This window comes from Stenotrophomonas sp. Ste86 (assembly GCF_024519465.1).
Lineage (GTDB): Bacteria > Pseudomonadota > Gammaproteobacteria > Xanthomonadales > Xanthomonadaceae > Stenotrophomonas.
In genome coordinates, this window is record NZ_JALJRW010000031.1 from 1 (window position 1) to 25,368 (window position 25,368).

Annotated in this window: 24 protein-coding genes and 2 tRNA genes; 4 read left to right on the forward strand and 22 right to left on the reverse strand. The window is 66.2% G+C overall.

Going from position 1 to position 25,368, the window contains the following annotated elements; genetic code table 11:
- Window positions 1-77 (forward strand) — tRNA-Arg (locus tag NR101_RS17990).
- A 488-nt stretch (window positions 78-565) separates the two neighbouring features.
- On the opposite strand, the gene NR101_RS17995 is transcribed toward NR101_RS17990, so the two are convergent.
- Together NR101_RS17995 and NR101_RS18000 are read right to left on the reverse strand one after the other, a co-directional pair.
- A complete protein-coding gene (locus NR101_RS17995; RefSeq protein ID WP_256774104.1) occupies window positions 566-1,708 on the reverse strand; it encodes an alpha/beta fold hydrolase in 1,143 nt (380 codons plus the stop codon).
- Between the two features lie 161 nt (window positions 1,709-1,869).
- Window positions 1,870-2,796 carry a LysR family transcriptional regulator gene (locus tag NR101_RS18000; protein WP_256774105.1) on the reverse strand — a complete coding sequence of 309 codons (927 nt, stop codon included), beginning with the start codon at window positions 2,794-2,796 and terminating at the stop codon, window positions 1,870-1,872.
- 137 nt (window positions 2,797-2,933) lie between these two features.
- Here NR101_RS18000 and NR101_RS18005 point away from each other — a divergent pair, with 137 nt between their 5' ends.
- Window positions 2,934-3,635 carry a pirin family protein gene (locus NR101_RS18005; protein WP_256774106.1) on the forward strand — a complete coding sequence of 234 codons (702 nt, stop codon included), beginning with the start codon at window positions 2,934-2,936 and terminating at the stop codon, window positions 3,633-3,635.
- 9 nt (window positions 3,636-3,644) lie between these two features.
- On the opposite strand, the gene NR101_RS18010 is transcribed toward NR101_RS18005, so the two are convergent.
- The 20 genes from NR101_RS18010 to rlmE all read right to left on the reverse strand — a co-directional run bounded on the left by NR101_RS18010 (window position 3,645) and on the right by rlmE (window position 24,493).
- Window positions 3,645-4,532, reverse strand: coding sequence for a Fic family protein (locus NR101_RS18010; protein WP_256774107.1), 888 nt, complete (start codon window positions 4,530-4,532; stop codon window positions 3,645-3,647).
- A complete protein-coding gene (locus tag NR101_RS18015) occupies window positions 4,519-5,373 on the reverse strand; it encodes a hypothetical protein (protein WP_256774108.1) in 855 nt (284 codons plus the stop codon). Before NR101_RS18015 ends, NR101_RS18010 begins: the two co-directional genes overlap by 14 nt.
- Window positions 5,370-5,807, reverse strand: a complete 438-nt coding sequence (locus tag NR101_RS18020; protein WP_256774109.1) for a hypothetical protein — start codon at window positions 5,805-5,807, stop codon at window positions 5,370-5,372. Before NR101_RS18020 ends, NR101_RS18015 begins: the two co-directional genes overlap by 4 nt.
- 481 nt (window positions 5,808-6,288) lie before the next feature.
- A complete protein-coding gene (locus tag NR101_RS18025) occupies window positions 6,289-8,433 on the reverse strand; it encodes a TonB-dependent siderophore receptor (protein WP_256774151.1) in 2,145 nt (714 codons plus the stop codon).
- A 337-nt stretch (window positions 8,434-8,770) separates the two neighbouring features.
- Window positions 8,771-8,863 (reverse strand) — tRNA-Ser (locus NR101_RS18030).
- Between the two features lie 81 nt (window positions 8,864-8,944).
- Window positions 8,945-9,148 carry a carbon storage regulator CsrA gene (gene csrA / locus NR101_RS18035; RefSeq protein WP_019183311.1) on the reverse strand — a complete coding sequence of 68 codons (204 nt, stop codon included), beginning with the start codon at window positions 9,146-9,148 and terminating at the stop codon, window positions 8,945-8,947.
- A gap of 145 nt (window positions 9,149-9,293) precedes the next feature.
- Window positions 9,294-11,942: an alanine--tRNA ligase gene (alaS, locus tag NR101_RS18040; protein ID WP_256774110.1), complete on the reverse strand. Its 2,649-nt coding sequence runs from the start codon at window positions 11,940-11,942 to the stop codon at window positions 9,294-9,296.
- A 106-nt stretch (window positions 11,943-12,048) separates the two neighbouring features.
- Window positions 12,049-12,540: a recombination regulator RecX gene (gene recX / locus NR101_RS18045; protein WP_256774111.1), complete on the reverse strand. Its 492-nt coding sequence runs from the start codon at window positions 12,538-12,540 to the stop codon at window positions 12,049-12,051.
- Between the two features lie 111 nt (window positions 12,541-12,651).
- Window positions 12,652-13,692, reverse strand: a complete 1,041-nt coding sequence (recA, locus tag NR101_RS18050; RefSeq protein WP_256774112.1) for a recombinase RecA — start codon at window positions 13,690-13,692, stop codon at window positions 12,652-12,654.
- A 204-nt stretch (window positions 13,693-13,896) separates the two neighbouring features.
- Window positions 13,897-14,547, reverse strand: a complete 651-nt coding sequence (gene lexA, locus NR101_RS18055) for a transcriptional repressor LexA (protein ID WP_256774113.1) — start codon at window positions 14,545-14,547, stop codon at window positions 13,897-13,899.
- Window positions 14,548-14,995: 448 nt separating this feature from the next.
- Window positions 14,996-16,672: a 2-polyprenylphenol 6-hydroxylase gene (gene ubiB / locus NR101_RS18060; protein ID WP_256774114.1), complete on the reverse strand. Its 1,677-nt coding sequence runs from the start codon at window positions 16,670-16,672 to the stop codon at window positions 14,996-14,998.
- A gap of 35 nt (window positions 16,673-16,707) precedes the next feature.
- Window positions 16,708-17,202: a CinA family protein gene (locus NR101_RS18065; protein ID WP_256774115.1), complete on the reverse strand. Its 495-nt coding sequence runs from the start codon at window positions 17,200-17,202 to the stop codon at window positions 16,708-16,710.
- Between the two features lie 146 nt (window positions 17,203-17,348).
- Window positions 17,349-18,659, reverse strand: coding sequence for a ribosome rescue GTPase HflX (gene hflX, locus NR101_RS18070; protein ID WP_256774116.1), 1,311 nt, complete (start codon window positions 18,657-18,659; stop codon window positions 17,349-17,351).
- Window positions 18,660-18,685: 26 nt separating this feature from the next.
- Window positions 18,686-18,970: an RNA chaperone Hfq gene (gene hfq / locus NR101_RS18075; protein ID WP_137190031.1), complete on the reverse strand. Its 285-nt coding sequence runs from the start codon at window positions 18,968-18,970 to the stop codon at window positions 18,686-18,688.
- Window positions 18,971-19,077: 107 nt separating this feature from the next.
- Window positions 19,078-20,031, reverse strand: a complete 954-nt coding sequence (gene miaA, locus NR101_RS18080; RefSeq protein ID WP_256774117.1) for a tRNA (adenosine(37)-N6)-dimethylallyltransferase MiaA — start codon at window positions 20,029-20,031, stop codon at window positions 19,078-19,080.
- Window positions 20,031-20,930, reverse strand: a complete 900-nt coding sequence (folP, locus tag NR101_RS18085; RefSeq protein WP_256774118.1) for a dihydropteroate synthase — start codon at window positions 20,928-20,930, stop codon at window positions 20,031-20,033. The genes miaA and folP overlap by 1 nt, the downstream gene beginning before the upstream one ends.
- 57 nt (window positions 20,931-20,987) lie before the next feature.
- The gene (locus tag NR101_RS18090; protein WP_256774119.1) at window positions 20,988-21,491 is read right to left on the reverse strand and encodes a hypothetical protein; all 504 of its coding nucleotides are present in this window, start codon (window positions 21,489-21,491) and stop codon (window positions 20,988-20,990) included.
- An 87-nt stretch (window positions 21,492-21,578) separates the two neighbouring features.
- The gene (locus NR101_RS18095; RefSeq protein WP_256774120.1) at window positions 21,579-21,764 is read right to left on the reverse strand and encodes a hypothetical protein; all 186 of its coding nucleotides are present in this window, start codon (window positions 21,762-21,764) and stop codon (window positions 21,579-21,581) included.
- Between the two features lie 96 nt (window positions 21,765-21,860).
- Window positions 21,861-23,807, reverse strand: coding sequence for an ATP-dependent zinc metalloprotease FtsH (gene ftsH / locus NR101_RS18100; protein WP_256774121.1), 1,947 nt, complete (start codon window positions 23,805-23,807; stop codon window positions 21,861-21,863).
- A gap of 53 nt (window positions 23,808-23,860) precedes the next feature.
- Window positions 23,861-24,493 (reverse strand): 23S rRNA (uridine(2552)-2'-O)-methyltransferase RlmE, encoded by a 633-nt coding sequence (gene rlmE / locus NR101_RS18105; RefSeq protein WP_256774122.1) that lies wholly within the window; start codon window positions 24,491-24,493, stop codon window positions 23,861-23,863.
- Window positions 24,494-24,558: 65 nt separating this feature from the next.
- Between rlmE and yhbY the strand changes: the two genes are divergently transcribed.
- Both yhbY and NR101_RS18115 read left to right on the forward strand, forming a co-directional pair.
- The gene (gene yhbY / locus NR101_RS18110) at window positions 24,559-24,864 is read left to right on the forward strand and encodes a ribosome assembly RNA-binding protein YhbY (RefSeq protein ID WP_256774123.1); all 306 of its coding nucleotides are present in this window, start codon (window positions 24,559-24,561) and stop codon (window positions 24,862-24,864) included.
- 15 nt (window positions 24,865-24,879) lie between these two features.
- A complete protein-coding gene (locus tag NR101_RS18115; protein ID WP_256774124.1) occupies window positions 24,880-25,254 on the forward strand; it encodes an Mth938-like domain-containing protein in 375 nt (124 codons plus the stop codon).
- The last annotated feature ends 114 nt before the right edge of the window (window positions 25,255-25,368 follow it).

Sequence of the window (25,368 nt, forward strand, 5' to 3'; positions counted from 1 at the left end):
GCGCCCGTAGCTCAGTTGGATAGAGTACCTGGCTACGAACCAGGCGGTCGGGAGTTCGAATCTCTCCGGGCGCACCATTGCATAGACGAAGACAGCAGCCATCGGCTGCTGTTTTTTTTTGGTTCTCCGCTCCCATGCGGGGCAAGCACGAAGCGCGCTCTGGATCTTTTCCCACGCAGCGGGTCGGCGAGTCGGTGGGTCGGGCGCTGGGCCCGCATGCCCTTGGAGGCGAAATAAAGGAGGAGGTGGCGGCCGCAGGCCGACGCCGGGGGACATTCGCCGGAAAGGGCATGGGGGCCCAACGCCCGACCCACCGACCCACTTCAGAAACGCCTGGCTTTTAACTGCTTACCGCAAGCCGAGTCCCGTAGCGGCCGGTACGCCCCTGGGCAAAATCAAGGAGGAGGCCGCCACGCGGCCGGGGGACATTTGCGCCAGGGGCGTACTGGCCGCTACGGGGCCCATACGCTCGCGACAGACCCGAGCGAGGACACGGCGCGATGCACTCGGGAAGACCGCCTGGAGCCGGCCAGCGGCCGGCACTACCCGACTACGGAACGGCGCATCATCCGCGCGGCGTGGCCGCTGCCTGCGCCATCGCCATTCGATCGGCCTCCTCCGGCAACGCCGGCGACGCGCACTGGGCCCCGGCACGGCCTTCCTGCGCCAGCCAGTCGTCCACCACCCCGCCCAGCAGATCCACTCGCAACGGCAAGGTGATGTGGTCTTCGCCGCGCATCTCGATGTAATGCACGCGCGGACTGGCCGCCGCCAGTCGACGCCCCTGGCTCACCTGCACGTGCTGGTCGTCCTGGCCGTGCAGCAACAGCACGCAGGCGCGCGTATCGGCCAGCGCGCGCGCGACATCCACGCGGTCCAGGTCCAGGTCCAGGCGCTGGCTGGCCGCGGCGATCACCTGGTTGATGTCCTGGCTGCCGTAGCGCCAGCGCCCGTAGGCGGCCATCGCCTGCGCCTTCCAGCCACTGGGCTGCAATGACATCAGGTGCGGAATCATGCTGCGGATGGCATCGCCGGCGTTGGCGAAGGACTCCATCGCCACTACACCGGCAACCCGGTCGCCCAGCTTGTCGGCAGTGAACAACGCGGTGGCCGCGCCGTAGGACACGCCGAACAGATACAGCGGCCCAACCACTTCATGCCGCGCCTGCAGCGCATTGATCACATCGATGACGTCATCGGATTCAAACGTGCCATACCCCGACGGTCCGGCACCGGAATGCCCATGGTTGCGCAGGTCGATGGTGACCACACGGTAGCCGGACTGGGCCAGCTGCAATGACCACGGCAGCATCGCATCGCCGTTCATCATCCAGCCGTGCAGCAGCACCACCGTGCCGCGCGGTGCCTGCGGCTGGAACGGATGCGGCAGGTCCAGCGCCAGGCCGGTGCGCAGCGGCTCGCCGTTGTCGTGCTGCTGGGCCAGATAGGCGTAGCGCAGCCCGTACTGGCCCGGGTCGAAGGCCCGCCAGAAGATCGGCACACCGGCACGCCCGGTCACCCGGCCGTGCCGGTTGGGCACGCTGTCCACGGCCTCGGCGATGCGCGGGGTGTCCAGCAACGTGGACACCCCGCCCGGCGCGACCAGGCGATCGCTGAGCGAGGTCGAGCGGGAGGTGGAGGTCAGCGGGGAGCAGGCGGCCAGCCACAGGCCGGCCCCGGCCAGCAACAACAGCAGCAGGCGCTTCATGGGGATACAGGGGAAACCGATTGAGTCAGGCAGGTTACCGATCGCCCGGTCGGCGCTCTATCGCATCCGTATGACCATCCGATGACACGGCGGCAATGATTCAGCTTGAAGGGCGCGACCGTTGCGGACGCCGATGCCTGGAGTCGCCGGCGGCGCCGCACTCACCCCAGCCACGCCTCCATCGTCGGCCACCAGCCCGCCATCACCTGCGGCCCCTGCATCCGCGTACGCCACCAGCGCAGCGCGGCCCCCTCCTCGCCCGGCCGCCAGGCCAGCCAGAACGTCTCGTCCGGCTTGGGTTCCTCAACCGGCTTGATCACCAACCGGCCCTGCGCCACCGCGTGCCGCACGTACGGCGCGGGCAGGAAGCCAAAGCCCAGCCCGGCGCACTGCAGACGGAACTTACTGACCATGTCCGGCACGGTCACCGTTTCCTGCCCCATCAGCAGGCCGACGGTGCGCGGCAGCAGCCGACGCGCCGAATCAGCCACCGCGATCGCGCAATGCGCGGCCAGCTGCTCGCGGTCCAGGGGACCGGCGACCGCGGCCAGCGGATGCGAAGGCGCCACCGCGAACACGAATTCCACCACGCCCATCGGCTCGACCACATAGCCACCACCACTCGGCCCTTCGCCTGCCGCCCCCACCAGCAGGTCCGCACGCCGGTCCAGCAGCGCCTCCCAGGTGCCGGACAACGACTCGCACAGCAGCCGCACCCGGGTCTGCTCGGACACCGCATTGAACGCGCGCACGTCCTCAGCCAGCAGCGACGGGGGGAACATCGAATCGACCGCGATGGTCAGCTCCGCCTCCCAGCCCGACGCTACCCGGCGCACCCGCATCTCCAGCTCGCGGGCCGCCCGCAGCAGGTGCCGCCCCTCTTCCAGCAGCGCCTGCCCGGCCGCGGTCAGCTGCGCGCGCGGCCCGATGCGGTCGAACAGTTGCACGCCCAGGTCCTGCTCGAGCTTGGACACGGTGTAGGAAATGGTCGAAGGCACCTTGTGCAGCGCCTTGCCGGCCGCCGCGAACGAGCCGCGTCGGTCGATGGCATCCAGGATCTGCAGGGCGTCGAGGCTGAGCTTGAGCATTCGAATTTTTCGATGATGACTTGCGAAACTATCCGTTTTTCAAACCCGGGGTGCAAGCGGATACTGGCGCCAACAGGAAAGGGAAGCGGCAAACGCCACCCCGACCATCATCGAAACTGTCGAACAAGGAGCATCCCATGCTGCAGATCCGCAAGAGCAACAGCCGTGGCCACGCCGATCACGGCTGGCTGTCCTCCCACCACACCTTCTCCTTTGCCGGCTACCACGACCCGCGCTATGTCAGCGTCGGTCCACTGCGGGTGATCAACGAAGACCGCGTGCAGGGCGGCCAGGGCTTCGGTACCCACAGCCACGCCAACATGGAGATCATTTCCTACGTGCTGGGCGGCGCACTGGAGCACAAGGACTCGATGGGCACCGGCTCGGTGCTGCGCTACGGCGATGTGCAGCGCATGAGCGCCGGCAGCGGCGTCAGCCACAGCGAGTTCAACCACTCGGCGGACGAACCGGTGCACTTCCTGCAGATCTGGCTGTTCCCCGACCAGGAGAACATCACCCCCAGCTACCAGGAAACCCACTTCGCGCCGGAGACCAAGCGTGGACAGCTGCGGCTGATCGCCTCGAAGGATGGTCGCGACGGCTCGCTGCTGATCCATCAGGACGTCAACCTCTACGCCACCCTCCTCGATGGCAGTGAACGCGTGCAGTTGCCGCTGGCCCCGCGCCGCGGCGCCTATGTGCAGATTGCCCGCGGACAGGTACAGGTCAACGGCATCACCCTGGACACCGGCGATGCGCTGCAGATCCGCGACGAGGCCCAGGTGACGCTGGAGAACGCCAGCGACGCCGAAGTGATCGTCTTCGATCTGCCGCTGTAAGGCCCCACCTTACGCGTCCCGAGCTGCTCGGGGCGCGGCGTGCCTGCCGCCCGCTTCGGCGCTGGGAGAGAAGCCAAGTCTCATCTCGATCATGCGATGAAGCTCTCTGATGGGGTGCGGGGGCAATTGGCCTCCAGTGCCTCCCTCCTCCCATGCCAGTGCGATCGCCAGCTGCTCGAGCAATGGACCCGAGTCTACGACTGCGCGCTCGAAGCATGTCGCGATCATGGACATATCTCCTGCCCTGGCGCACGCAACAGCGAGGTGAAAGGACGTGCCTCGCATCTGGTGCAACATCACCAAACCCATGATCCTCTGTGCGGATATCTCAGGCACGGTTGCTAGACAATCCGCAGCAAACATCATGCGCGCTGAACGTCCGTTGCCGTCGCTAAGCAAGTGGATCGTCAAAAAGACAATGTACGACGCCAGGGCCCCTCCTATCGAAAGCCGCCCCGTCGCGCTCAGCTCCCGTCGCCGCTCAATCAAGCACCGCATGGCGCGCTGGGCCTGGTTCGGGTGGGGCGGCAAAAATCCTCGACTGAACGGATTGGCCGTGTTGATTCGCATGCCGCCCAGGTGGGCAAACGCCGACAGCCCTGTAAGTGCCCCCAGCGATTTTTTCAGTTCCCGGAAACTCGCCGCCCGGTGCGTCGCCTCGAGACTGCGCCCCAATCGACCGCTTGCAGCCAATCGCCGAAACCGGGCCACGTTTTCCAGATAGTCATCGACACCATTGAAGCTGCCGTTCACGAGGAAGGCGGCCATCCATGGCTGCGCACGCGCGTCAAACGTCCTGGGCTGGGCCTTCGGCTCCCAATCCAGAAGCTGTGCAAAAGCGCCATCAATCCAGGCATCGGAACAACGAAAACACGCGTTCACGCTACTTGCGCTCATAAACTGTGATCACATCTGCACCTCCTCCAGCGCGATGCAGCTGGTAAAGGTCCGACCACTGAGCCCCATTTGGACGTGGATCGAGGCCTGGTGCAGGAATTCCACGAAGCTGGGCGTCGTCACCCAGGTGTCGAAGAAATTCTGTCGTGTGCCGTTGCACATCTGCACCTCGCGCGGACATATCGAACTCGGCAATGTCCCGGTCAATGAGAAACTGGACCGTGTGATCACCAAGGATCCTTGCAACCTCGAGACGAGCGCGATACACCGCGTCGAGGTCCGGCTTACCAACGCCGAGCCGCTCCTGCACCAGCATGCGCTCGGCTACCGCCGCCTCTTCACTCGCGTAGATCGAGCCCATGGCGGCTGCCCCCATCAGGACCGCCGTCGCGCCTGAGAGCTGCTTCCGCTCAATCAATGCCAACCCGTGCAGCGTGGCCAGGCGGGGATCCGGAGTTCCCCGCAGCGCCTTAGTGTCCAGCGACGCCAGGCTTTCCAGGTCCTTCCGCGCTGGATAATAGTGCCGATCCAGCCACGCCGCCTCATCGGCAGACAACGCCAGCAGGCGCGGGTCTCTCGCGAAAAGGTCCTGCACGCTTGTCTGTCTGGCGACCACGTTGCTGGCCGTCTTGAGGTCCCTTATGCCAGACCTCTCCTCGCGAAAACGACGGTCCGCCTGCGCATAATCATTCAAGGATTCGAATTGGGTCGCGAGCTCAGCCTCCGTTCCATCCCGTGTGGACAACCACTGCCAGCATCCAAGGCCGGCGATGCCGAGAACGACAACCGCACCCATCGACGCCGCCCTCTTTCCTTTTAAATTGGCAGCCCGGAGCGTCATCCACACAATCCCTTGAAGATGCCGCTGTCCTGCCGACAGAAAGCTTCTTCCTGCGCCTTGATGAATGCAGGCAGGGACGTCCACGGCTCAACCCACTCCCACTGCAGGAATTTGGCGTATGCGGTGGCCTGTCCGACGACGAACACGCCGAACGCCACAAAGGCAGAATCGCCCATACTTTGCTGGGCTTGCGCGATCATGTCGTCACGCAGCCTTTCGTCGCATTGGTGCTTGTCCGATCCTGCCGTGCCGTAACACATGTCATGCACGTCGCAAGCCTGACGGAAGACGGATCCGAAATACGCCGCGCCCGGCTGCAACGCAGGGGGGGCGATAAGGTAATCGGGCACACCAGGACCACCTGCAGCACCGCAACCGTTGACCTGCAGCGGCGGCGGATTGTGGACGTCGCAACCTGCGCCCTCCCAGACCATGGCGGGAGAGTCCTGGCACTATTCGATCCGCTGGTTATCGTGCTTGGGATCGGATGATCCATCGCCGGATCCCCATGATCCTCCTCCTCCAAACCCGCCGCCGGGCGGGCGGTATCCGATGACCTGACAACCGGTCTGGATGCTGCAGTATTCCCGGCACCTGCGGCCGGAATCATCCCCGCCGCCCCGGCCGCCAGCAGACTTGCTATCACCAACTTCAGTACGTTCGACTCCTCCATCAGGGCCTCCGTTGAGCTGCAGGCGGACGCAATGTCGCGCTTGCTTCCGCCTTTGCGCGGAAGCCTGAAGCTACAGAGGACGCATTTCGCCTGAAGTAGGAATTCCCCTTGTCGTGGCGTCGCCTTGACGCGATCTGGAACCCACTTACCGATTGTAGGCGCAGGGCGCGCGACACCCCACCGCGAGCAGGCGCGCTAAAGCACCCCGGCCTGGACCGGCCGGGGTGCCGATACCACTTACCTTAGAATTTGTACGTCACCGTCAGCCGCACGTTGCGCGGCTCTCCCCAGGTGTAGGTGCTGTACCAGCTGAAGATCGTGTAGTAGTGCTTGTCGAGCAGGTTGTTGACGTTGAGCGTGGCCGACAACTGGTCGTTGAACTGGTAGCGCGCCATCGCATCCAGCAGCCAATACGGCTCGGTGCGATGGACCTGGCTCTGGCCGTTGGCCGGGTTGGTGATCGTGCCGAACGTGGTCCCCTGCCAGCGCGCCCCGCCCCCCACGCTCCAACCCTGCATCGGCCCGGTCAGGCGATAGCTGGTGTGCAGGCTGAACTGGTCTTCCGGCTCCAGCGTGGAGACCTTGGTGGACTGCTGGCGTGCGATCTTGTGCGCGTAACCGCCCTGCACCTGCCAGCCCGGCGCGACCTGGCCGGACATCTCCAGCTCGTAGCCCTTGGTGCGCACGCCCATCAACCCGCGATAGGCGATCCCGCCGCTGGGAGTGAGCCCGCCGGTGGGTTCGGCGAAGTTGTCCTGGTCCAGCTGGAACACCGCTGCGCTGGCGTTGAAGCGGCCGTCGAAGAACTCCGCCTTCAGGCCCGCTTCGTAGCTGCGCCCTTCCAGCGGGTCGAGCACCCTGCCCTGCTCATCCTGGTTGCCCTGCGGCTTGAAGATGGTGCTGTAGCTGGCGAACACCGAGAAGTTGCGGTTGAGGTCATAGACCAGGCCCGCGTACGGCACGATCACGCCACTTTCGTCGGTGTCCGGCGATTTATAGTTGGCGATGCGGCTGCCGACGATCAGCTTGAGCGGATCGGCCAGGTCGAAGCGACCCACCACGTATGCACCGCTCTCGCGGGTGATCTGGTCATCGCCGTAACCCCACTGCCAGTTCGGCTCGGGCACATCCCCGGTCCAGGCGTAGTAGTCGGCCACGCCGGTCGCGTAGCCCGGCTGCGGCGAGTAACCGTTGTTGATCCAGTGCTTGCGCGACACGCTGCCACCGACCACCAGCTCGTGCTCGCGCCCGAACCACTCGAACTTGCCGCTCACGTACAGATCAGCCGCGTTGCTGGTGGTCTCGCCGACGTACTTGCCCACCCACATGCTCACGCCCGCGCCGGTCACCGGGTCGGGATTGCCACCGGCCGCCGCGCCCAGCGGGGCGTCGTAGCCGTTGACCTGGTGGTTGAGCTGCAGCTTGGCCACCCAGTCGTTGCCAAAGGTGTGTTCGAGCGTGGCGAAGGCGGTGCGGCTGTACTGCGCCCAGCTGCTCCAGCGCGCTCCGTTGTTGAACGAACGCGGCATGCTGTTGAAGTTGCCCCGGCTGTCCAGCAGCGGAATGCCACCCCAGCTGGAGCCCTGCGGATCGCTGTCCTGGTAGTCGGCGCCGACGGTGAGCAGCGTGTTGTCGGTGAGGTCGGCCTCGAGGATGCCGTAGAACACCTGGTTGGTGCGCTGGTAGTGGTCGACGTTGGAGTGCTTGTCCTGGTAAGCGGCAACCGCACGACCGCGCACGCGCCCGCTCTCGGTCAGCGGCCCACCGACATCGATCTCGGCGCGATAGCTGTCCCATGCGCCGGCGCCCAGCGTGGCGCTGCCGGCCAGTTCGCGGGTGGGCTTCTTGCGCACCAGGTTGATGGTCGCGCCCGGATCGCCCATGCCGGTCAGCAGGCCGGTAGCGCCCTTGAGCACCTCGACGCGATCGTAGATGGCCATGTCGCTGAGCGTATTGCCCGCCGAGTACGCCGAGTCGCGCGCCATCGGAATGCCGTCGTACTGGAAGTTCTGCACGGCAAAGCCGCGCGCGTAGTACTCGGTGCGTTCGCTGTCGTAAGTGACGATGCTGATGCCGGGGGTGACCTTCATGACATCGTCGATGCCGTTGAGGCCGAAGTCGTTCATTTCCTGCCGCGTGATCACGCTGATCGACTGCGGTGTCTGGCGCGGACTCAGCACCAGCCGGGTAGCGGTGGCGATCGTGCCGGGCGTGTAGGAATCACTGCCTTCGGTGACGGTACCCAGCTGGTTGGCGGTGACCTGCACCGTCTGCAGGGTCTGCGCGGCATCCTGCTTCGGTGGCGCCGGCGCCTCTTCGGCCTGTGCAGCGGCGGCAAACAGGGCCAAACCCAGCACGCCGGCCATCGCCTGGCTCAGCGGGGACATCTGCGGCAGCGACGAACGATCGGCACGACGGCGACCCGCAAGGGCCTGGGCAACACGAATCGGAGCAACGGACACGGCAACGCCTCCAGAAAGGAAAGAAAATCCTCTGGCGGCGGCTCGAGGTAAAAGGGAGTGCCGGGCAAGCAATGCATCGCCGCGGCGGCAGCGGCATTCTACGCCACTGGGGCGATTGCGACACCTGGCAGGTGACCGGCCTGCGGTGGTGCTGCGAGACGGTCCGCGCACTACGGGTCGCCAGGCGCACGCAGGCAGAATCGGCCGGCAAACAGCCAAAGAAAAAGCCCCTGAGCTTGCGCTCAGGGGCTTTCTTTACATCTGGCGGAGCGGGAGGGATTCGAACCCTCGATAGAGTTTTAAGCCCTATACTCCCTTAGCAGGGGAGCCCCTTCAGCCACTCGGGCACCGCTCCAGTGTTCTTGATCCGCCGCTGCGCTGTTTCATCTCAGCGGGGGCGCGAAGAATAACTTTTTTCGCACCCGAAGGTAAAGCCTTAATCCGAAGAATTTTCACTTCCGGATGCATTCGGCTCGTCGCCGCGCTGGATCCGCTGGTAAATCTCTTCCCGGTGCACGGCCACGTCCTTCGGAGCGGTGATGCCAATACGCACCTGGTTGCCCTTGACGCCGAGCACGGTCACGCTGACCGAGTCACCGATCATCAGGGTTTCGCCTACACGGCGAGTCAGGATCAACATTTTTGCAAGTCTCCAGGGAACCGGTGGTGTTTTCCCCACCGGCTTGGCGCCCAGCCAAGGAGCGCCCCACGACAAAGGGGGAAAGTATTAGCCATAGTACCGTCAGGCCTCCCAACCCTTCAAGGAGCAGGAGGCTTCAGGATGTTCAGATACGCGGGGTGACCCAGTCGACGACGGCGGCGAGGGCAGAAGCAAGGGCGGGCCCGTCCTCGCCACCACCCTGGGCGAGATCCGGGCGGCCGCCGCCCTTGCCCCCGGTCTGACTGGCGATGTGCGACAACAGTTCCCCGGCCTTGACCTTGCCCATTGCACTGCCGTTCACGCCGGCGACCAAGGCTGCCTTGCCGTCCTGGGTTCCGGCCAGCACGATCACCGAGTCGCCCAGCTGCTGCTTGAGGCGGTCGATTGCGTCACGAAGCGCCTTGGCATCGAAGCCTTCCAGGCGCGCGGCCAGGATCTTGATGCCGTTGACCTCGACCGCCGACGCGCCGAGATCGGCGGTGGCGCCCGCGGCCTGCTTGGCCTTCAATGCGTCCAGTTCGCGTTCCAGCTTCTTCTGGCGCTCACCGAGCTGGCGGATCTTGTCGACCACGTCGCCGGCGTTGCCGCCGAGCAGCGACGCCGCTTCGCCAAGCACGGCCTCTTCGTGGGCCACGTAATCCAGCGCGCCCTGCCCGGTCACCGCTTCAATGCGGCGCACGCCCGAGGACACGCCGCCTTCGGAGGTGATCTTGAACAGGCCGATGTCACCGGTGCGGCCCACGTGGGTGCCGCCGCACAGTTCGGTGGAGTAATCGCCCATCTTCAGCACGCGCACGTTCTCGCCATACTTCTCGCCGAACAGCGCCATCGCGCCGAAGTCCAGCGCTTCCTGCATGGCCATGTTGTGCACTTCGACGGCATTGTTGGCCCGCACCTGCGCGTTGACCTTGCGCTCGACGACCGCCAGGTCCTCGGCGCTGATCGGGGCGAAGTGCGCGAAGTCGAAGCGCAGGCGGTCCGGTGCCACCAGCGAGCCCTTCTGCTGCACGTGGGTGCCCAGCACCTCGCGCAGGGCGGCGTGCAGCAGGTGGGTGGCGGAGTGGTTGAGGATGGTCGCGCCGCGGCGCTGGCCGTCGACCTGCCCGGCAAGCGTATCGCCGACCTTCAGGCTGCCTGACGTGATCTTGCCGACGTGGCCATGGAACTGGCCGGCGAACTTCTGCGTATCGCTGACCTGCACCTGCAGGCCCGCGCCGCTGAGCGCGCCGGTGTCACCGACCTGGCCGCCGGATTCGGCGTAGAACGGGGTCTGGTCGGTGATCACGATCACCTCATCGCCAGCCTGGGCGGACGTGACCGGACGACCGTCCTTGAGCACGGCCACCACGGTCAGGCCGTCGGCCTGCAGGCGGTCGTAGCCGAGGAACACGGTCGGCTTGAGCGTGGCCACCAGATCGGCGGACAGGGTTACGCCGCCGCCGAACTTGCCCGCTGCGCGCGCGGTCTCGCGCTGGTTGTCCATGGCGGCGTTGAAGCCGTCCATGTCCACGCGCATGTCGCGCTCACGCGCGATGTCGGCGGTGAGGTCGACCGGGAAACCGTAGGTGTCATACAGGCGGAACGCGTCCGCGCCGGGGATCACGCCGTCGGTGACCTTGGCGGCGACGTCGTCGAAGATCTTCATGCCCGAGTCGAGGGTTTCTGCGAAACGCTCTTCCTCGGCCTGCAACGCGCGCACCACGGTGTCGGCCTGCGCCGGCAGTTCCGGATAGGCCACGCCGATCTGCTCGACCAGGGTCGGCACCAGCTTGCTGAAGAACGGCTGGCGCACGCCCAGCATCCAGCCATGGCGCAGCGCGCGGCGGATGATCCGGCGCAGCACGTAGCCACGGCCTTCGTTGGACGGCAGCACGCCATCGACGATCAGGAACGAGCAGGCACGGATGTGATCGGCGATCACGCGCAGCGACTTGTTTTCCAGGTCGGCCATGCCGGTCAGTTCGCTGGCCTTGCGGATCAGCGCCTGGAACAGGTCGATTTCATAGTTGGTGTGTACGTGCTGCAGGATCGCGGCCAGTCGCTCCAGGCCCATGCCGGTGTCCACGCACGGCGCCGGCAGCGGCACGAGCGTGCCGTCGGGCTGGCGGTCGAACTGCATGAACACCAGGTTCCAGATTTCGATGAAGCGGTCGCCATCCTCGTCCGGCGAGCCCGGCGGGCCACCGGCGATGTGGTCGCCGTGGTCGTAGAAGATCTCGGTGCACGGCCCGCACGGGCCGGTTTCGGCCATCTGCCAGAAGTTGTCCGAGGCGAACGGTGCGCCCTTGTTGTCACCGATGCGCACGATCCGGTCTTCCGGAATGCCGACCATGTCGCGCCACAGCGCGTAGGCCTCGTCATCGGTCTGGTAGACCGTGACCAGCAGCCGGTCGGCCGGCAGCTTCCAGACCTGGGTCAGCAGCTCCCAGGCCCAGGCGATGGCATCCTTCTTGAAGTAATCGCCGAACGACCAGTTGCCCAGCATTTCGAAGAAGGTGTGATGGCGCGCGGTGTACCCGACCTGGTCCAGGTCGTTGTGCTTGCCACCGGCACGCAGGCAGCGCTGGACGTCGGCGGCGCGCACGTAGCTGCGCTTCTCGGCGCCAAGGAACACGTCCTTGAACTGCACCATGCCGGAGTTGGTGAACAGCAGGGTCGGATCATTGCCCGGCACCAGTGGCGCCGACGGCACGATCGTGTGGCCCTTGCCCTTGAAGAACTCAAGGAAATCGCTGCGGATCTGGGAGGTAGTGAAATTGACGGATGCGTTCATGGGGGATGGCTTCATGCGGGCCGGTCAGTCCATGGCACGCAGCCCCAATGGCCGGGTGTCAACAGCAGGACCGCCGAAACCACAAAGGGTATCAGGCCCGGGGCGCTCAGTCCTCCGGGTCGTAACGGGTCGCCAGGCGGATGCTGTCCCCCGGGAACCCGCGACGGGCCAGCAGATCGGCGGCTTTGCGCCGTTGCGCCAGCTCCTGCGGCCCGGCCTCGCCGAAGCGACGGCAGACCAGGTCACGCGCGTTTTCGTTCCAGTCGCCTTCAAAGGTGTCCATGGCGACGGCGATCTGGTCGCTGTCCAGCCCATGGGTGCCCAGTTCGGCGCGGATGTGGATCGGGCCATAGCCGGTGTTGGCGCGAATGCGGACCAGGTTCTCGGCAAAGCGGGTGTCGTCCTGCCAGCCGGCCTCGCTGAGCTTGTCGACCGCAGCCACTGCGGCGTCGTTCTCGATGCCACGCGCCTGCAGCTTGCGGGTCAGCTCCTTGCGCGAATGCTCGCGGCGCACCAGCAGGGCCAACGCCCGCTGGACGGGGGTCTGCTCACTGACACGGCGTTTGCGGCGCGGGGCCGGGGCGTCGGACTCGGACATAGCGACCTTCAATCAAATGCGCCGTCCTTGGCGCTCCCCCCGTCGGGGGAATACGGAAACCGCGGGACAGGGTTGGCGTCACTGACGGCGCCGCCCTGCCCCGCAGGAAACTCATTCGGCGTCGTCTTCGACGTCGTCGCCGCCTTCACGCGCGGCTTCTTCCGGCTGGAACTTCTCGCGCAGCTCGGCTTCCAGGCGCTGGGCAATCTGCGGGTTGTCGCGCAGGTAGCCGCGGGCGTTGTCCTTGCCCTGGCCGATACGCTCATCGCCGTAGCTGTACCAGGCGCCGGCCTTCTCGACCAACTTGGCTTCCACGCCCATGTCGATCAGCTCGCCCTCGCGGCTGATGCCTTCGCCGTAGAGGATCTCGGTGATGACCTGCTTGAAAGGAGGCGCGAGCTTGTTCTTGACGACCTTGATCTTGGTCTGGTTGCCGATGATCTCATCGCCCTTCTTGATCGCGCCGATGCGGCGGATGTCCAGGCGCACCGAGGCGTAGAACTTCAGGGCGTTGCCGCCGGTGGTCACTTCCGGGCTCTGGCCCGGCATCATCACGCCGATCTTGTGGCGCAGCTGGTTGATGAACACCACCAGGGTGTTGGAGCGCTTGATGTTGCCGGTCAGCTTGCGCAGCGCCTGGCTCATCAGACGGGCCTGCAGGCCCGGCAGCTGGTCGCCCATTTCGCCTTCGATTTCCGCCTTGGGCGTCAGCGCAGCGACCGAGTCGACCACCACGATGTCCACCGAGCTGGAGCGCACCAGCATGTCGGCGATCTCCAGCGCCTGCTCACCGGTATCCGGCTGCGACAGCAGCAGGTCGTCCACGTTCACGCCCAGCTTGGCGGCGTAGATCGGGTCGAGGGCATGCTCGGCGTCGATGAAGGCTGCGGTGCCGCCCTTCTTCTGGCATTCGGCAATGGCCTGCAAGGTCAGGGTGGTCTTGCCGGAGGACTCCGGACCATAGATTTCCACGACGCGCCCCTTGGGCAGGCCACCGATGCCGAGTGCAATGTCCAGCATCAGCGAACCGGTCGGGATGACCTCGACCGCCTCGACGACACGGTCGCCCATGCGCATCACGGCGCCCTTGCCGAACTGCTTTTCGATCTGGCTCAGCGCGGCGGTGAGGGCGCGCTTCTTGTTCTCGTCCATCGGAGTGGTCCTTGCAGAGGTCGTATCGGTGGAGGTGCTGTCTTTGGAAGTCTTCTTGGCCATGGGTTCACTTTAAGGCTGGCGTATCGCACAGGCTGAGATTCTGCCCGGCGTTCGGAAAAAAATTATCGGACATCCGTACCAACCTCAGCGGAACCAGAGAATCGCCACAAAAGACCGTGCAGGTAATGCGTTGTAGAAGGATCAGCGGTTGGGCCGCAACAGGCCGCAATAGAGGCCTTCGATCGCGAAGTCCTGGTCGGGCAGGACTTCGATCGGCTTGTAGTCGGGATTGCGCGGCAGCAGGCGGATACGGTCCTTGCCCATCTTCAGCAGCTTGACGGTGATCTCGTCATCGATGCGCGCCACCACGATCTGCCCGGAGCGGGCGTCACGGGTCCGGTGCACACCGATCAGGTCACCGTCGAAGATGCCTTCGTCGATCATCGAATCGCCCTGCACCTTGAGCAGGTAGTCCGGCGCCGGCGAGAAGAACACCCGGTCGAGCACCACGAAATCGTCCGAGCCGATGTCTGCGCCGATCGGCAGACCCGCCGCGACCCGGCCCAGCACCGGCAGGCGCAGCACGTGGTCGGGCAGCGCAGGCACGGACAGGGAGCCTGGCAGGCCGTCCTGCAGCGCCGGTGCCTGCACCAGCCGGATGCCACGCGCCTGGCCGGGGATGCGACGGATCGCCCCGGCCTGCTCCAGGGCTTCCAGGTGGTATTGCGCCGCGCGTACCCCCTTGAAGCCGAAGGCACGTGCGATTTCAGTCTGCGACGGCGGGGCGCCATCGGTCTCGATACGCTCGGCGATCAACTGCAGGATCGCCTGCTGGGTGTCGGTCAGTTCCATGGTTAGTAGTATTACTACTAACGATGTGGGCACGCAAGTGCCCACAGAAGAAGAGCAGGAATCAGCAGGATCATCCCCCCACCGAAGCCGTCGGCAGTTCGTGTAGCCACCGACCGTTGGTCGGTGACCGCGCGAACGCGCGGCAATGCGTGACGGTGCGTTCGCGTGTCGGTTTCGGTCTTGTCTCCGGGGTTTAGCGCGTGCAACCCCATAGGTCAGGCGCTCATGGGCGGCAGACGAAGGGTAGCGATCATAGGAGGCGGCCGGGAGAAGGCAGCCGACCAACGGTCGGCTCTACGGGGTTGGGTCGCGCGTGAGGCCGGGCGGACGGAAGGTCGGCGGTCATGAGGCCGGCCGGGTAGAGCAGCCGACCAACGGTCGGCTCTACGGGGTTGGGTCGCGTTTGCGGCACGTTGCGGGGATCCTGCGGATCCCGGCGGCGAGAACCCTACGGGTTTTTGCCGCTGCGCCAGATCGAAAACAGGATCCACACGCCGCAGATGCCGGCGCCGATGAAGCCCGCCACGCCCAGCGCCAGCAGCCAGCGGCTGGAGACGCCACCGACGCTGTGCATGACGATCGAGGAGCCGATGATCAGCGCGGCGGTCACGATGCCCATCACCAGACGGTTGGCGGCGCGATTGACCTGGTCGCCGAAGCCCTGCAGCGCGGTGGTCTCGACCTTGAGCTGGAGGCGACCACGCCGAGCCATCTGCAGCAGCCGACGCACGTCGCGCGGCAGGTCGCCGAGCAGCTCCATCACCCCCACCAGGCTGCGCTTGCCCCGCTTGAGCACGGCGCCGGGCGCATAGCGCTGCCACATCACCCGCTCCAGGTACGGACGCGCGGCGCTGGCCATGTCGAACTGCGGGTCCAACTGCCGGCCCATGCCTTCCAGAGTCAGGAACGTCTTGATCATCAGGGCCAGGTCGGCCGGCAGGGTCAGCGAGTACTGGCGCAGCAAGGTGGTGATGTTGCCCAGCATCAGGCCCATGTGCAGGTCTTTCAGCGGCACGCCCCGGTACTGGTCGACGAACGTGCTGATGTCCTGCTGCAGCCGCGACTCATCCACGTCCACCCCGCCCGCCCAATCGAGCAGCACGTCGGCCACCGATTCCGGCTCCTGGTTGACCAACCCATGCAGGAGCTGGGCGACCTGGAAGCGGCGCTGCTCGGAGATCGCCCCGACCATGCCGAAATCGATCACGCCGATGCGGCCGTCGCGCAGGTAGATGATGTTGCCCGGGTGCGGATCGGCGTGGAAACAGCCGTCTTCGAGCACCATCTTGAGCACGATGTGCGCGCCGCGACGGGCCAGCTGCACGCGGTCCAGCCCGGCCGCATCGACGCCGGCCAGGTCGCGGCCGGGGATGCCGTCGACGAAGTCCTGCACGTTGAGGCTCTCGCAGGTCCACTGCCAATGCACGTTGGGGATCAGGATGTCTTCGCGCCCGGCGAAGTTGCGCGCGATGCGCTCGGCGTTGCGGCATTCGGCGGCGAAATCCAGCTCCCGGCGCAGCGAGACCTGGAACTGCTGCACCACTTCGGCCGGGCGATACCGCTGCAGGTCCGGCAGGCGCGCTTCCACGATTTCAGCCAGGCGTGCCAGCAGGCGCAGATCGGCTTCGATCACCTCACGGATGCCGGGGCGACGGATTTTCAGCACCACGGCGGTGCCGTCGTGCAGGGTTGCGCGGTGCGCCTGGGCCAGCGAGGCGGCCGCCATCGGGGCTTCATCCAGCCAGGCGAAGACCTCGGTGGCGGGTGCGCCGAGATCGGCTTCCAGCTGTTCGCGCACCTGCGCATACGGCAGCGGCGGTACCGCGTTCTGCAGTTCGGAAAACTCGGCGATCCAGTCCGGCGGGAACAGGTCCACGCGCGTGGCCAGCACCTGGCCGAGCTTGACGAAGGTCGGACCCAGGTCTTCCATCGCACGCCGCACCCGCACGGGCGCGGTCATGCGCAGCATCTGCGTGTCGTTCCAGTGCAGCAGCCGCCCGGCCCGTTCCAGCACATCGGCCAGGCCGATCCGGCGTACCAGATCGCCAAAGCCATAGCGGATCAGGACCGAGGCGATTTCCTGCAATCGGCCCAGGTCGCGTACGGTTCCCAGCGTTTCCCACATCGGTGCCACTCCTGTCCACGCACGCGGTCAGGATGTCACACCGGTGCGAAAATTCCCGTCAGCGCCTGCTGCACGGTCTGGCGACGGATGGCTTCGCGGTCGCCGTCGAACCGGAACAGCTGCGCGCGGGCATAGCCACCGCGCTGCTTCCAGCCGATCCACACGCTGCCGACCGGCTTGTCCGGACTGCCGCCGCCCGGCCCGGCAATGCCGGTCACGGCCACGGCGATGCCGGCGCCGGAATTGATCAGTGCACCGGAAACCATTTCCAGCACGGTTTCGCGGCTGACCGCACCGAACTGCTCCAGCGTGTGCGCGCGAACACCGAGCAAGCGCTGCTTGGCCTCGTAGCTGTAGACGACCATGCCGCTGTCGAAGAATGCCGAGGAGCCGGCCACATCGGTCATCGCCTTGGCGATCCAGCCGCCGCTGCAGCTCTCGGCAGTGACCAGCTGCAACGATGCCTGCTGCAGGCGCTGGCCGACATCACGGGCAAGGACGCCGAGTTCGGCATCGGTGGGGACGCTCATGGTGATCCTGGATCGGGGGGAAGGACGCCCCGTTTTAGCCCAAATCGGCGCGGATGTCGTGTGCGGGGGCGCGACGCAGCGTCGCGCGCGCCCGCCTGCCCGTGGCCAACCTCCGGGGGCGCCGGCCAGCGGCCGGCACTACCGTGTCACCACTCGGGGAGCTTCTCCGGCAGCATCGCGCGGATCGGCTCGCCGCCCTCGCCGGCCGCCAGCTTTTCGGCCTCGGCGATCGGCAGATCGACCTCAAGCAGCCAGCCGTCTTCGTCGGCCTGTTCGCCACGCACCACTTCCAGCTGGTGCAGGCGCGAACGCAGGCGTCCGGCACTCGGCGGCAAACGCAGCGCGCCGGTGATGTGCTGCAGGCCCAGGCGCTTGCCCAGCACCGACTGCAGCAGCGGCAGGCCGAGCCCGTCGCGCGCGGAGATCCATACCCGTTCGCGACGGGCGGTATCGGGGATGCCGTCCTGTGCGTCGTGACGCACTTCGGCTCCCTCGATGCGGTCGATCTTGTTGAACACCAGCAGCTGCGGAAGATCGCCCGCACCCACGTCGGCCAGCACTTCGTCGACCTGGGCGATGCGGTCCTCGCGGTGCGGATCGGCGGCGTCGACGATATGCAGCAGGAAATCGGCCTCGCGCGCTTCGCTCAAGGTCGAGCGGAATGCGGCCACCAACTCATGCGGCAGATCGCGCACGAACCCGACGGTGTCGGCCAGCACCACGTTGCCACCCGGCACCGCGATGCGGCGCACGGTCGGGTCGAGCGTGGCGAACAGCTTGTCCGCGGCGTAGGCCTCGGCACCGGTCAGGGCATTGAACAGGGTCGACTTGCCGGCATTGGTGTAACCCACTAGGGCCACGCGCGGCAGTTCGCTGCGCACGCGGGCGCGGCGCATCTGGGTGCGCTGCACCTCGACCTTTTCCAGCCGTTTCTGCAGCTGTTCGACCCGCTTCTGCAGCAGGCGACGGTCGGTTTCCAGCTGGGTTTCACCCGGGCCGCGCAGGCCGATGGAGCCGCCGCGCTGGCGCTCCAGATGGGTCCAACCGCGGATCAGCCGGGTGGACATGTGGCGCAGCTGCGCCAGCTCCACCTGCAGCTTGCCCTCATGGCTGCGTGCGCGCTGGGCGAAGATGTCCAGGATCAACCCGCTCCGGTCGATCACGCGCCGCTCCAGGAAGCGCTCGAGATTGCGCTCCTGCCCCGGTGTCAGCGCATGGTTGACCAGGATCAGATCGGCACCGGTGGCATCGGCCGCGGCTTTCACCTCGTCCAGCTTGCCGGTGCCGATCAGGATCGACGGGTTCGGTCGGTCGATGCGCGCGGTCAGCGTCGCCGCGATGCTCGCACCGGCCGAGCGGGCCAGGTCCGTGAACTCTTCAAGCACGTCTTCTTCGAGCCGGCCGAAGTGCGGCTGGATCAGGAGTGCGTGTTCGCCTCGCTTGGAACGGTCAAACACGCAGTTCTCCAGAAATACTCAACGCATTACTCAACGTCGTCTTCACCTTGGACGCCTTCGGCGCCACCTTCATTGGACTGTACATAGCCGCCACCCGGGCCAACCCGTACGTTGCGCGCCGGCACCACGGTGGAAATGGCGTGCTTGTACACCATCTGGCTCACCGTATTGCGCAGCAGCACCACGAACTGGTCGAACGATTCGATCGTCCCCTGCAGTTTGATGCCGTTGACCAGGTACACCGAAACCGGCACGCGTTCGCGCCGAAGTGCATTCAGAAACGGGTCCTGCAGCGATTGCCCCTTGGACATTGCTAACTCCTGATTATTGTTTTTATGGTCTTCCGGCAGTTTCCGCGGCCCCCGCCGCCCACCGGAATCCTTGATGGTACACGGGCTGGAGTGGGGAAGGCGTGGAGTCAGCGTGCGACGAAGGTCGACACCGCTTCTGCCAGCGAAGCCTGATCAAGATGGGGATCGAACCAGCGCACATCAAGCTCGCCGCGCAGCCAGGTGAGCTGGCGCTTGGCCAGTTGGCGGGTGGCCTGGATGCCGCGTTCACGGAACTGGCTGGCCGTGCCCTGCCCGTCCAGGAACTCCCAGGCCTGGCGGTAGCCCACCGCCCGCACCGCCGGCAGGTCCAGGGGCGCAGCCACTTGGGCCATCTGCGGCAGCGCGCGCAGTGCGCGGACCTCGTCCAGGAAGCCCTGCCCGAGCATGGCGTCGAAACGGGTCTCGATGCGCTGGTGCAGCACGCTGCGCTCGCGCGGGGCCAGCACCAGCTTGAGCGTGCGGACCGGCAAGCGGTCCACGCCGGGCAGTTTCTGCCACGCACTGATCGGGGTCCCGCTGAGCCGGTAGACCTCCAGCGCCCGCTGGATGCGCTGTGGATCGGTGGCATGGATGCGCGCGGCGGCGGCCGGGTCGGTGCTGGCCAGCTCGGTGTGCAGGGCGGCCCAGCCCTTGGCTGCGGCCTCCCCGGCGATGCGCGCGCGGGTATCCGGATCGGCCGGCGGCATCGGCGAAAGGCCCTGCAGCAACGCGCGGAAGTACAGCCCGGTGCCGCCGGCCAGGATCGGCATGCGGCCACGAGCGAGGATGTCGGCGACGGCGCGGGCCGCGTCGGCGGCAAATTCGGCCGCCGAATAGGTCTGCCACGGGTCGCGCACGTCCAGCAGATGGTGGGGCGCCTGCGCGCGCTCGGCGGCGTCGGGCTTGGCCGAGCCGATGTCCAGGCCGCGGTAGACCAGCGCCGAATCGACGCTGACGATCTCCCCGCCGAGCTGCCGCGCCAGCGCGATCGCGGTGGCGGTCTTGCCCGACGCGGTCGGGCCCATCACCGCGATCGCCAGCGGGCGCTGGTCGGTGCCCATCAGTCCTCGTCCGGCCAGCGCGGCATGGCCGGCGCAGCGTCCACGCGCGGTGCCGGCACGGCATCGACCGCAGCCCACACGTTGAGCGCGTCTACGGTGGCAGCCACGTCGTGCACGCGCAGGAGCATTGCGCCGCGCTGGGCGGCGATCAGGTGCGCGGCCACCGATCCGGCCACCCGGTCGCGCGGCTGTTCGCGCCCGGTCAGCTCGCCGATGCTGCGCTTGCGCGACAGGCCCGCCAGCAGCGGCACGCCCAGGTCCAGGAAACGCGCCGAGCGCGCGAGCAGGATCATGTTGTGTTCGGTGGTCTTGCCGAAGCCGAAGCCCAGGTCGATCACCAGGTTCTTTTTCGCGATGCCGGCCATCTCGGCGGCAAACAGGCGCTCGGCGAGGAAACGGTGCACCTCGGCGACCACGTCATCGTAGTGCGGGGTGTCCTGCATGCTGCCGGGCTCGCCCTGCATGTGCATCAGCACCACCGGCACGCCGAGGTCGGCGGCGGCGGCCAGTGCACCAGGCTGGCGCAGTGCGTGGATGTCGTTGAGCATGCCGGCGCCAGCGGCCACCGCCGCGCGCATCACCTCCGGCTTGAAGGTATCGACGCTGATCGGGACGTGGGTTTCCCGCGCCAGCCGCTCGATCACCGGGATCACCCGGCGCAGCTCCTCTTCCAGCGGCACCGGCGCACTGCCCGGGCGGGTCGATTCGCCGCCGATATCCAGCAGGTCGGCACCCTCGGCGACCAGTTGCAGCCCGTGGGCGACGGCAGCCTCCAGCGTGTCATGCACGCCGCCGTCGGAGAACGAGTCGGGGGTGACGTTGACGATACCCATCACGCGCGGGCGATCCAGCCGCAGCGCACGGCCACCGCAATCGAGCTGGGGAGAAATGTCGAACATGGGCAGGTCCACGAAGTACGCCAGCGCGTAGTTTACGCTGGCGTACCGCAGCGGCCGTCAGAGATCGCCGAGGCGGGCGCCATCGACGGGATTGGCCAGCCATTCGGCGAGGTCGCTACCGATCGCGTTGACGGTGCGTTCGAGCACGTCACAAGACCCCTTGAAGCCGGCGAACGCGCCGCCCCGCGAGGTTCGCCGCGCCGTGACCGATGCGATCTTCTGGCCGTCCTGAAACAACACGCCCCGCGCCGTGGCGGATTTGAAATGACCGGCAAAGGCATTGCCCGCGCTCTGCGCTTCGACCAGTTCCAGTTGCAGCACGCGACCGCTGTCACGCGTCATCGGCGCCGTGTCGAAGAGGATCCGGTTGCCATGCACCGGCGCCTTCGCGCCCAGTGCACTGGCCAGCTGCGCGCCGATCCGGCATTCCGCCTTGATGTTGTCGGCAATGTAGGCCGACTCCGCGAAGGGCACCGGATCCTGCACGTGGATATCGGCCGCAAGCGCGGGCGTGGCACAGCTCAACAGCGTCGCGGCAGCGACGCACAACGAATGACGCATGGTTTCCCCCTGGAAAAGTGGCGCGTGGTCGCAGCATGCGACCTGCACCGCTGCATGCTGCCGCCCGCGCGCCAGCAGCGCAACCGGTCAGCGCTGGCGGCGCTTGCGATCGACGTACAGGGTCTTGGCGATGCTCAACAGAATGCCGAGTGCGATACCGATACCGGCGCCGAGCAGGAAGTTGTCGCGGAATAGACCGATACCGACGCCGACAACCGTGGCGATCACCATCTCGACGGTGTGCGACACCGGTGGTGGGGGCGTGGTGGACATGGCGACTCCGGAACAGAAGGCAGGAACAAGGGCGCATTATGGCGCGGAAACGACGAAGGCCGGCTTTCCCCGGCCTTCGTGTTCACCCTGCCGTGCTTACAGCTGCTCGGCAGGACCGGCGATCGGCGTCACCGGACGGGCGTCGCCGCCCTTGTCGTTGTTGTTGTTGCTGCCACCGTCCTTGTTGGACTTGTCCCAGCCCATCGGCGGCGGCGGATCGCGGCCTTCCATGACCGCATCGATCTGCGGCACGTCGATGGTTTCGTACTGCAGCAGCAGCTGGGACATGGTGTGCAGCTTGTCCAGGTTGGCGGTCAGCAGCTCGGTGGTCCGGGCATAGGCCTTGTCCAGGATGCTGCGCACCACTTCATCGATGCGGCGCGCGGTGTCGTCCGAAACGCTCTTGTGCTGGGTGACCGACCGGCCGAGGAACACTTCATCGTCCTCTTCGCCATAGGCGATCGGACCCAGTTCGTCGGACAGGCCCCACTTGGTGACCATGTTGCGGGCCATCTTGGTGGCGCGCTCGATGTCGTTGGAGGCACCGGTGGTGACCTTGTCGGTGCCGAAGATCAGCTCTTCGGCAACGCGGCCGCCGTACAGCGAGCACAGCTGCGATTCGATCGCCACGCGGTTCATCGAGTACTTGTCGCCTTCCGGCAGGTACATGGTCACACCCAGCGCGCGACCGCGCGGGATGATGGTGACCTTGTAGACCGGATCGTGCTCGGGGACCAGGCGGCCGACGATGGCGTGACCGGCTTCGTGATAGGCGGTGAGCGTCTTTTCTTCTTCGCTCATCGCCATCGAACGACGCTCGGCCCCCATCAGGATCTTGTCACGGGCACGGTCGAAGTGGTCCATGCGGACTTCCTTCTCGCCGCCACGCGCGGCAAACAGCGCCGCCTCGTTGCACAGGTTGGCCAGATCCGCACCGGAGAAGCCCGGGGTACCGCGCGCGATGACCATCGGCTCGACATCGTCGGCCAGCGGCAGCTTGCGCATGTGCACCTTGAGGATCTGCTCGCGACCGCGCACGTCGGCCAGGCCGACCACCACCTGGCGGTCGAAGCGGCCCGGACGCAGCAGCGCCGGATCCAGCACGTCCGGACGGTTGGTGGCAGCGATGACGATCACGCCCTCGCCCCCCTCGAAACCGTCCATTTCGACCAGCAACTGGTTCAGGGTCTGCTCGCGCTCGTCATGACCGCCGCCCAGGCCAGCACCACGATGGCGGCCGACGGCGTCGATTTCATCGATGAAGATGATGCACGGCGCCTGCTTCTTGGCCTGCTCGAACATGTCGCGGACGCGGCTGGCGCCGACGCCGACGAACATTTCCACGAAATCCGAACCGGAGATCGAGAAGAACGGCACCTTGGCTTCACCGGCGATGGCCCGGGCCAGCAGGGTCTTGCCGGTACCGGGCGGGCCGACCATCAGCACGCCGCGCGGAATCTTGCCGCCCAGCTTGGTGAACTTGGTCGGGTCGCGCAGGAAGTCGACCAGCTCGCTGACTTCTTCCTTGGCCTCGTCGCAGCCGGCGACGTCGGCGAAGGTGACCTTGATCTGGTCCTCGCCCTGCAGCTTGGCGCGCGACTTGCCGAAGGACATGGCGCCCTTGGAGCCGCCACCGCCGCCCTGCATCTGCCGCATGATGAACAGCCAGAAGCCGATGATCAGGATCACCGGGAGGAAGTTCATCAGGATCGCACCCAGCGAAATGCCGCTGGACGGCTCTTCCTGGACGATTTCGACGTTCTTGCCACGCAACACGTTGATCAGGTCGCGATCGTAGGGCGCGGTGATGGTGGCCGACTGGCCGCCACGGGTGGTGTAGGAGAGCTGGCTGGTGCCGCCGCGGACATCCCCGGCGAAGGTCACCTTCTGGACGTTGCCGCTGTCCACCTGGTCCAGGAACTGCGAATACGTCGCGCCCTGGGCGCCCGCGCCGCTGCTCTTTGGCGAGAAGCTCTGGAACACCACCATCAGCACCACGGCGACGACCACCCATAGCAGGAGGTTCTTGGTCAAGTCGTTCATCCTCATTGGCTCCGGTGTTCCTCTAATTCCTGACGCGATTCGTATGGTTGAGCTTACTTGATCTGCGCGCGTTTGCCCTGCCCCAAGGCATACACCTCGGGAGAGCGCTTGCGGGACGCTTCCGGCTTGCGGATGGCGACCTTGTCGTACCGGCGGCGCATCTCGCGCACGTAGTCGTCAAAGCCCACGCCCTGGAACAGCTTGATCAGGAACGCACCACCCGGCTTGAGATGGTTGTCGGCAAATTCCAACGCCAACTCCGCCAGGTGCATCATCCGCGGTTGGTCGACCGCGTCCATGCCACTTTTATTGGGGGCCATATCCGAGAGCACAAGGTCTACCGCCTGGTCCCCGAGCATGGCTTCAAACTGCGATAGGACGGTTTGCTCCCTGAAGTCTCCGTGAAGGAACTCCACGCCGGCCAGCGGCGGCATCTCCAGGATGTCCAGGGCCAGCACCCGGCCGGTGTCGCCGATCTGCCGGCGCACCTGCTGGGACCAGCCGCCCGGGGCGGCGCCCAGGTCGACCACCACCATGTGCGGCTTCAGCAACCGGTCACGCGCGAGCAGCTCCTCCAGCTTGTACGCGGCGCGCGAGCGCATGCCCTCTGCCTGCGCCTTCTTCACGAAGGGGTCGGAAAAGTGTTCTTTCAACCAGCGTTGACTGCTCTTGCTGCGCGATACCATTGGTAATAGGGCCGGAACGGGTGGTCATGATACCCTGATCGCCCCAGTTAACCGCTTGTTCCTGAATGTCTATTGCCCTGACCTCTGCCCAGACCCGCTTCCTCCGCGGCCATGCCCATGATCTGAAAGCCCTGCTGCAGATCGGCGGCAAGGGGGTCACGCCGGCCTTCCTGGCCGAACTGGAGGAAGTTCTGGAACGCCATGAACTCATCAAGGTGAAAGTGGCCGCCGAAGACCGTGACGCCCGCGACGCGATGATCGCCGAACTCACCACCGCCTCCGGCAGTGCCCTGGTGCAGCGCATCGGCCATGTGGCCGTGCTGTACCGCCCGAGCAAGGAACACCGCCAGATCGTGCTGCCGCGCGGCTGATCCCGGACCCTGAAGATGCAACTGAGCCACGAACTGCCCGATTACGCCTACGCCCTGCGTGCCGCCGATGGGCGCACCGCGAAAGTGAATGACCGCACCCTGGCCAGCAGCTTCGTGCTGACCCCGGACACGCTGATCGAAGCGTGGCCGGTGGCCGATATCGCCGCCCTGACCCCGGAACACCTGCAGCCGGTGCTGGCGCTGAACCCGGCGCTGGTCGTGCTGGGCACCGGCGATACCCAGGTGTTCCCGCCCGCGGCGGTCATGGCCGCGTGCCTGACCCGTGGGATCGGCCTGGAAGTGATGAACAACCCGGCCGCCGCGCGGACCTTCAACATCCTGGCCGGCGAAGGCCGCAAAGTGGCTGCGGCGTTCATCCTGAAGGGGTGAAGACGGTCGTTTTTGTTCAGGAAAGGTCGCCAGGGGCGGCCTTTTTTGTGCGTGTAGAGCCACCCCATGGGTGGCTGCACGCCCCAACCGGCGCGCGAACCCAACCCGGCAGAG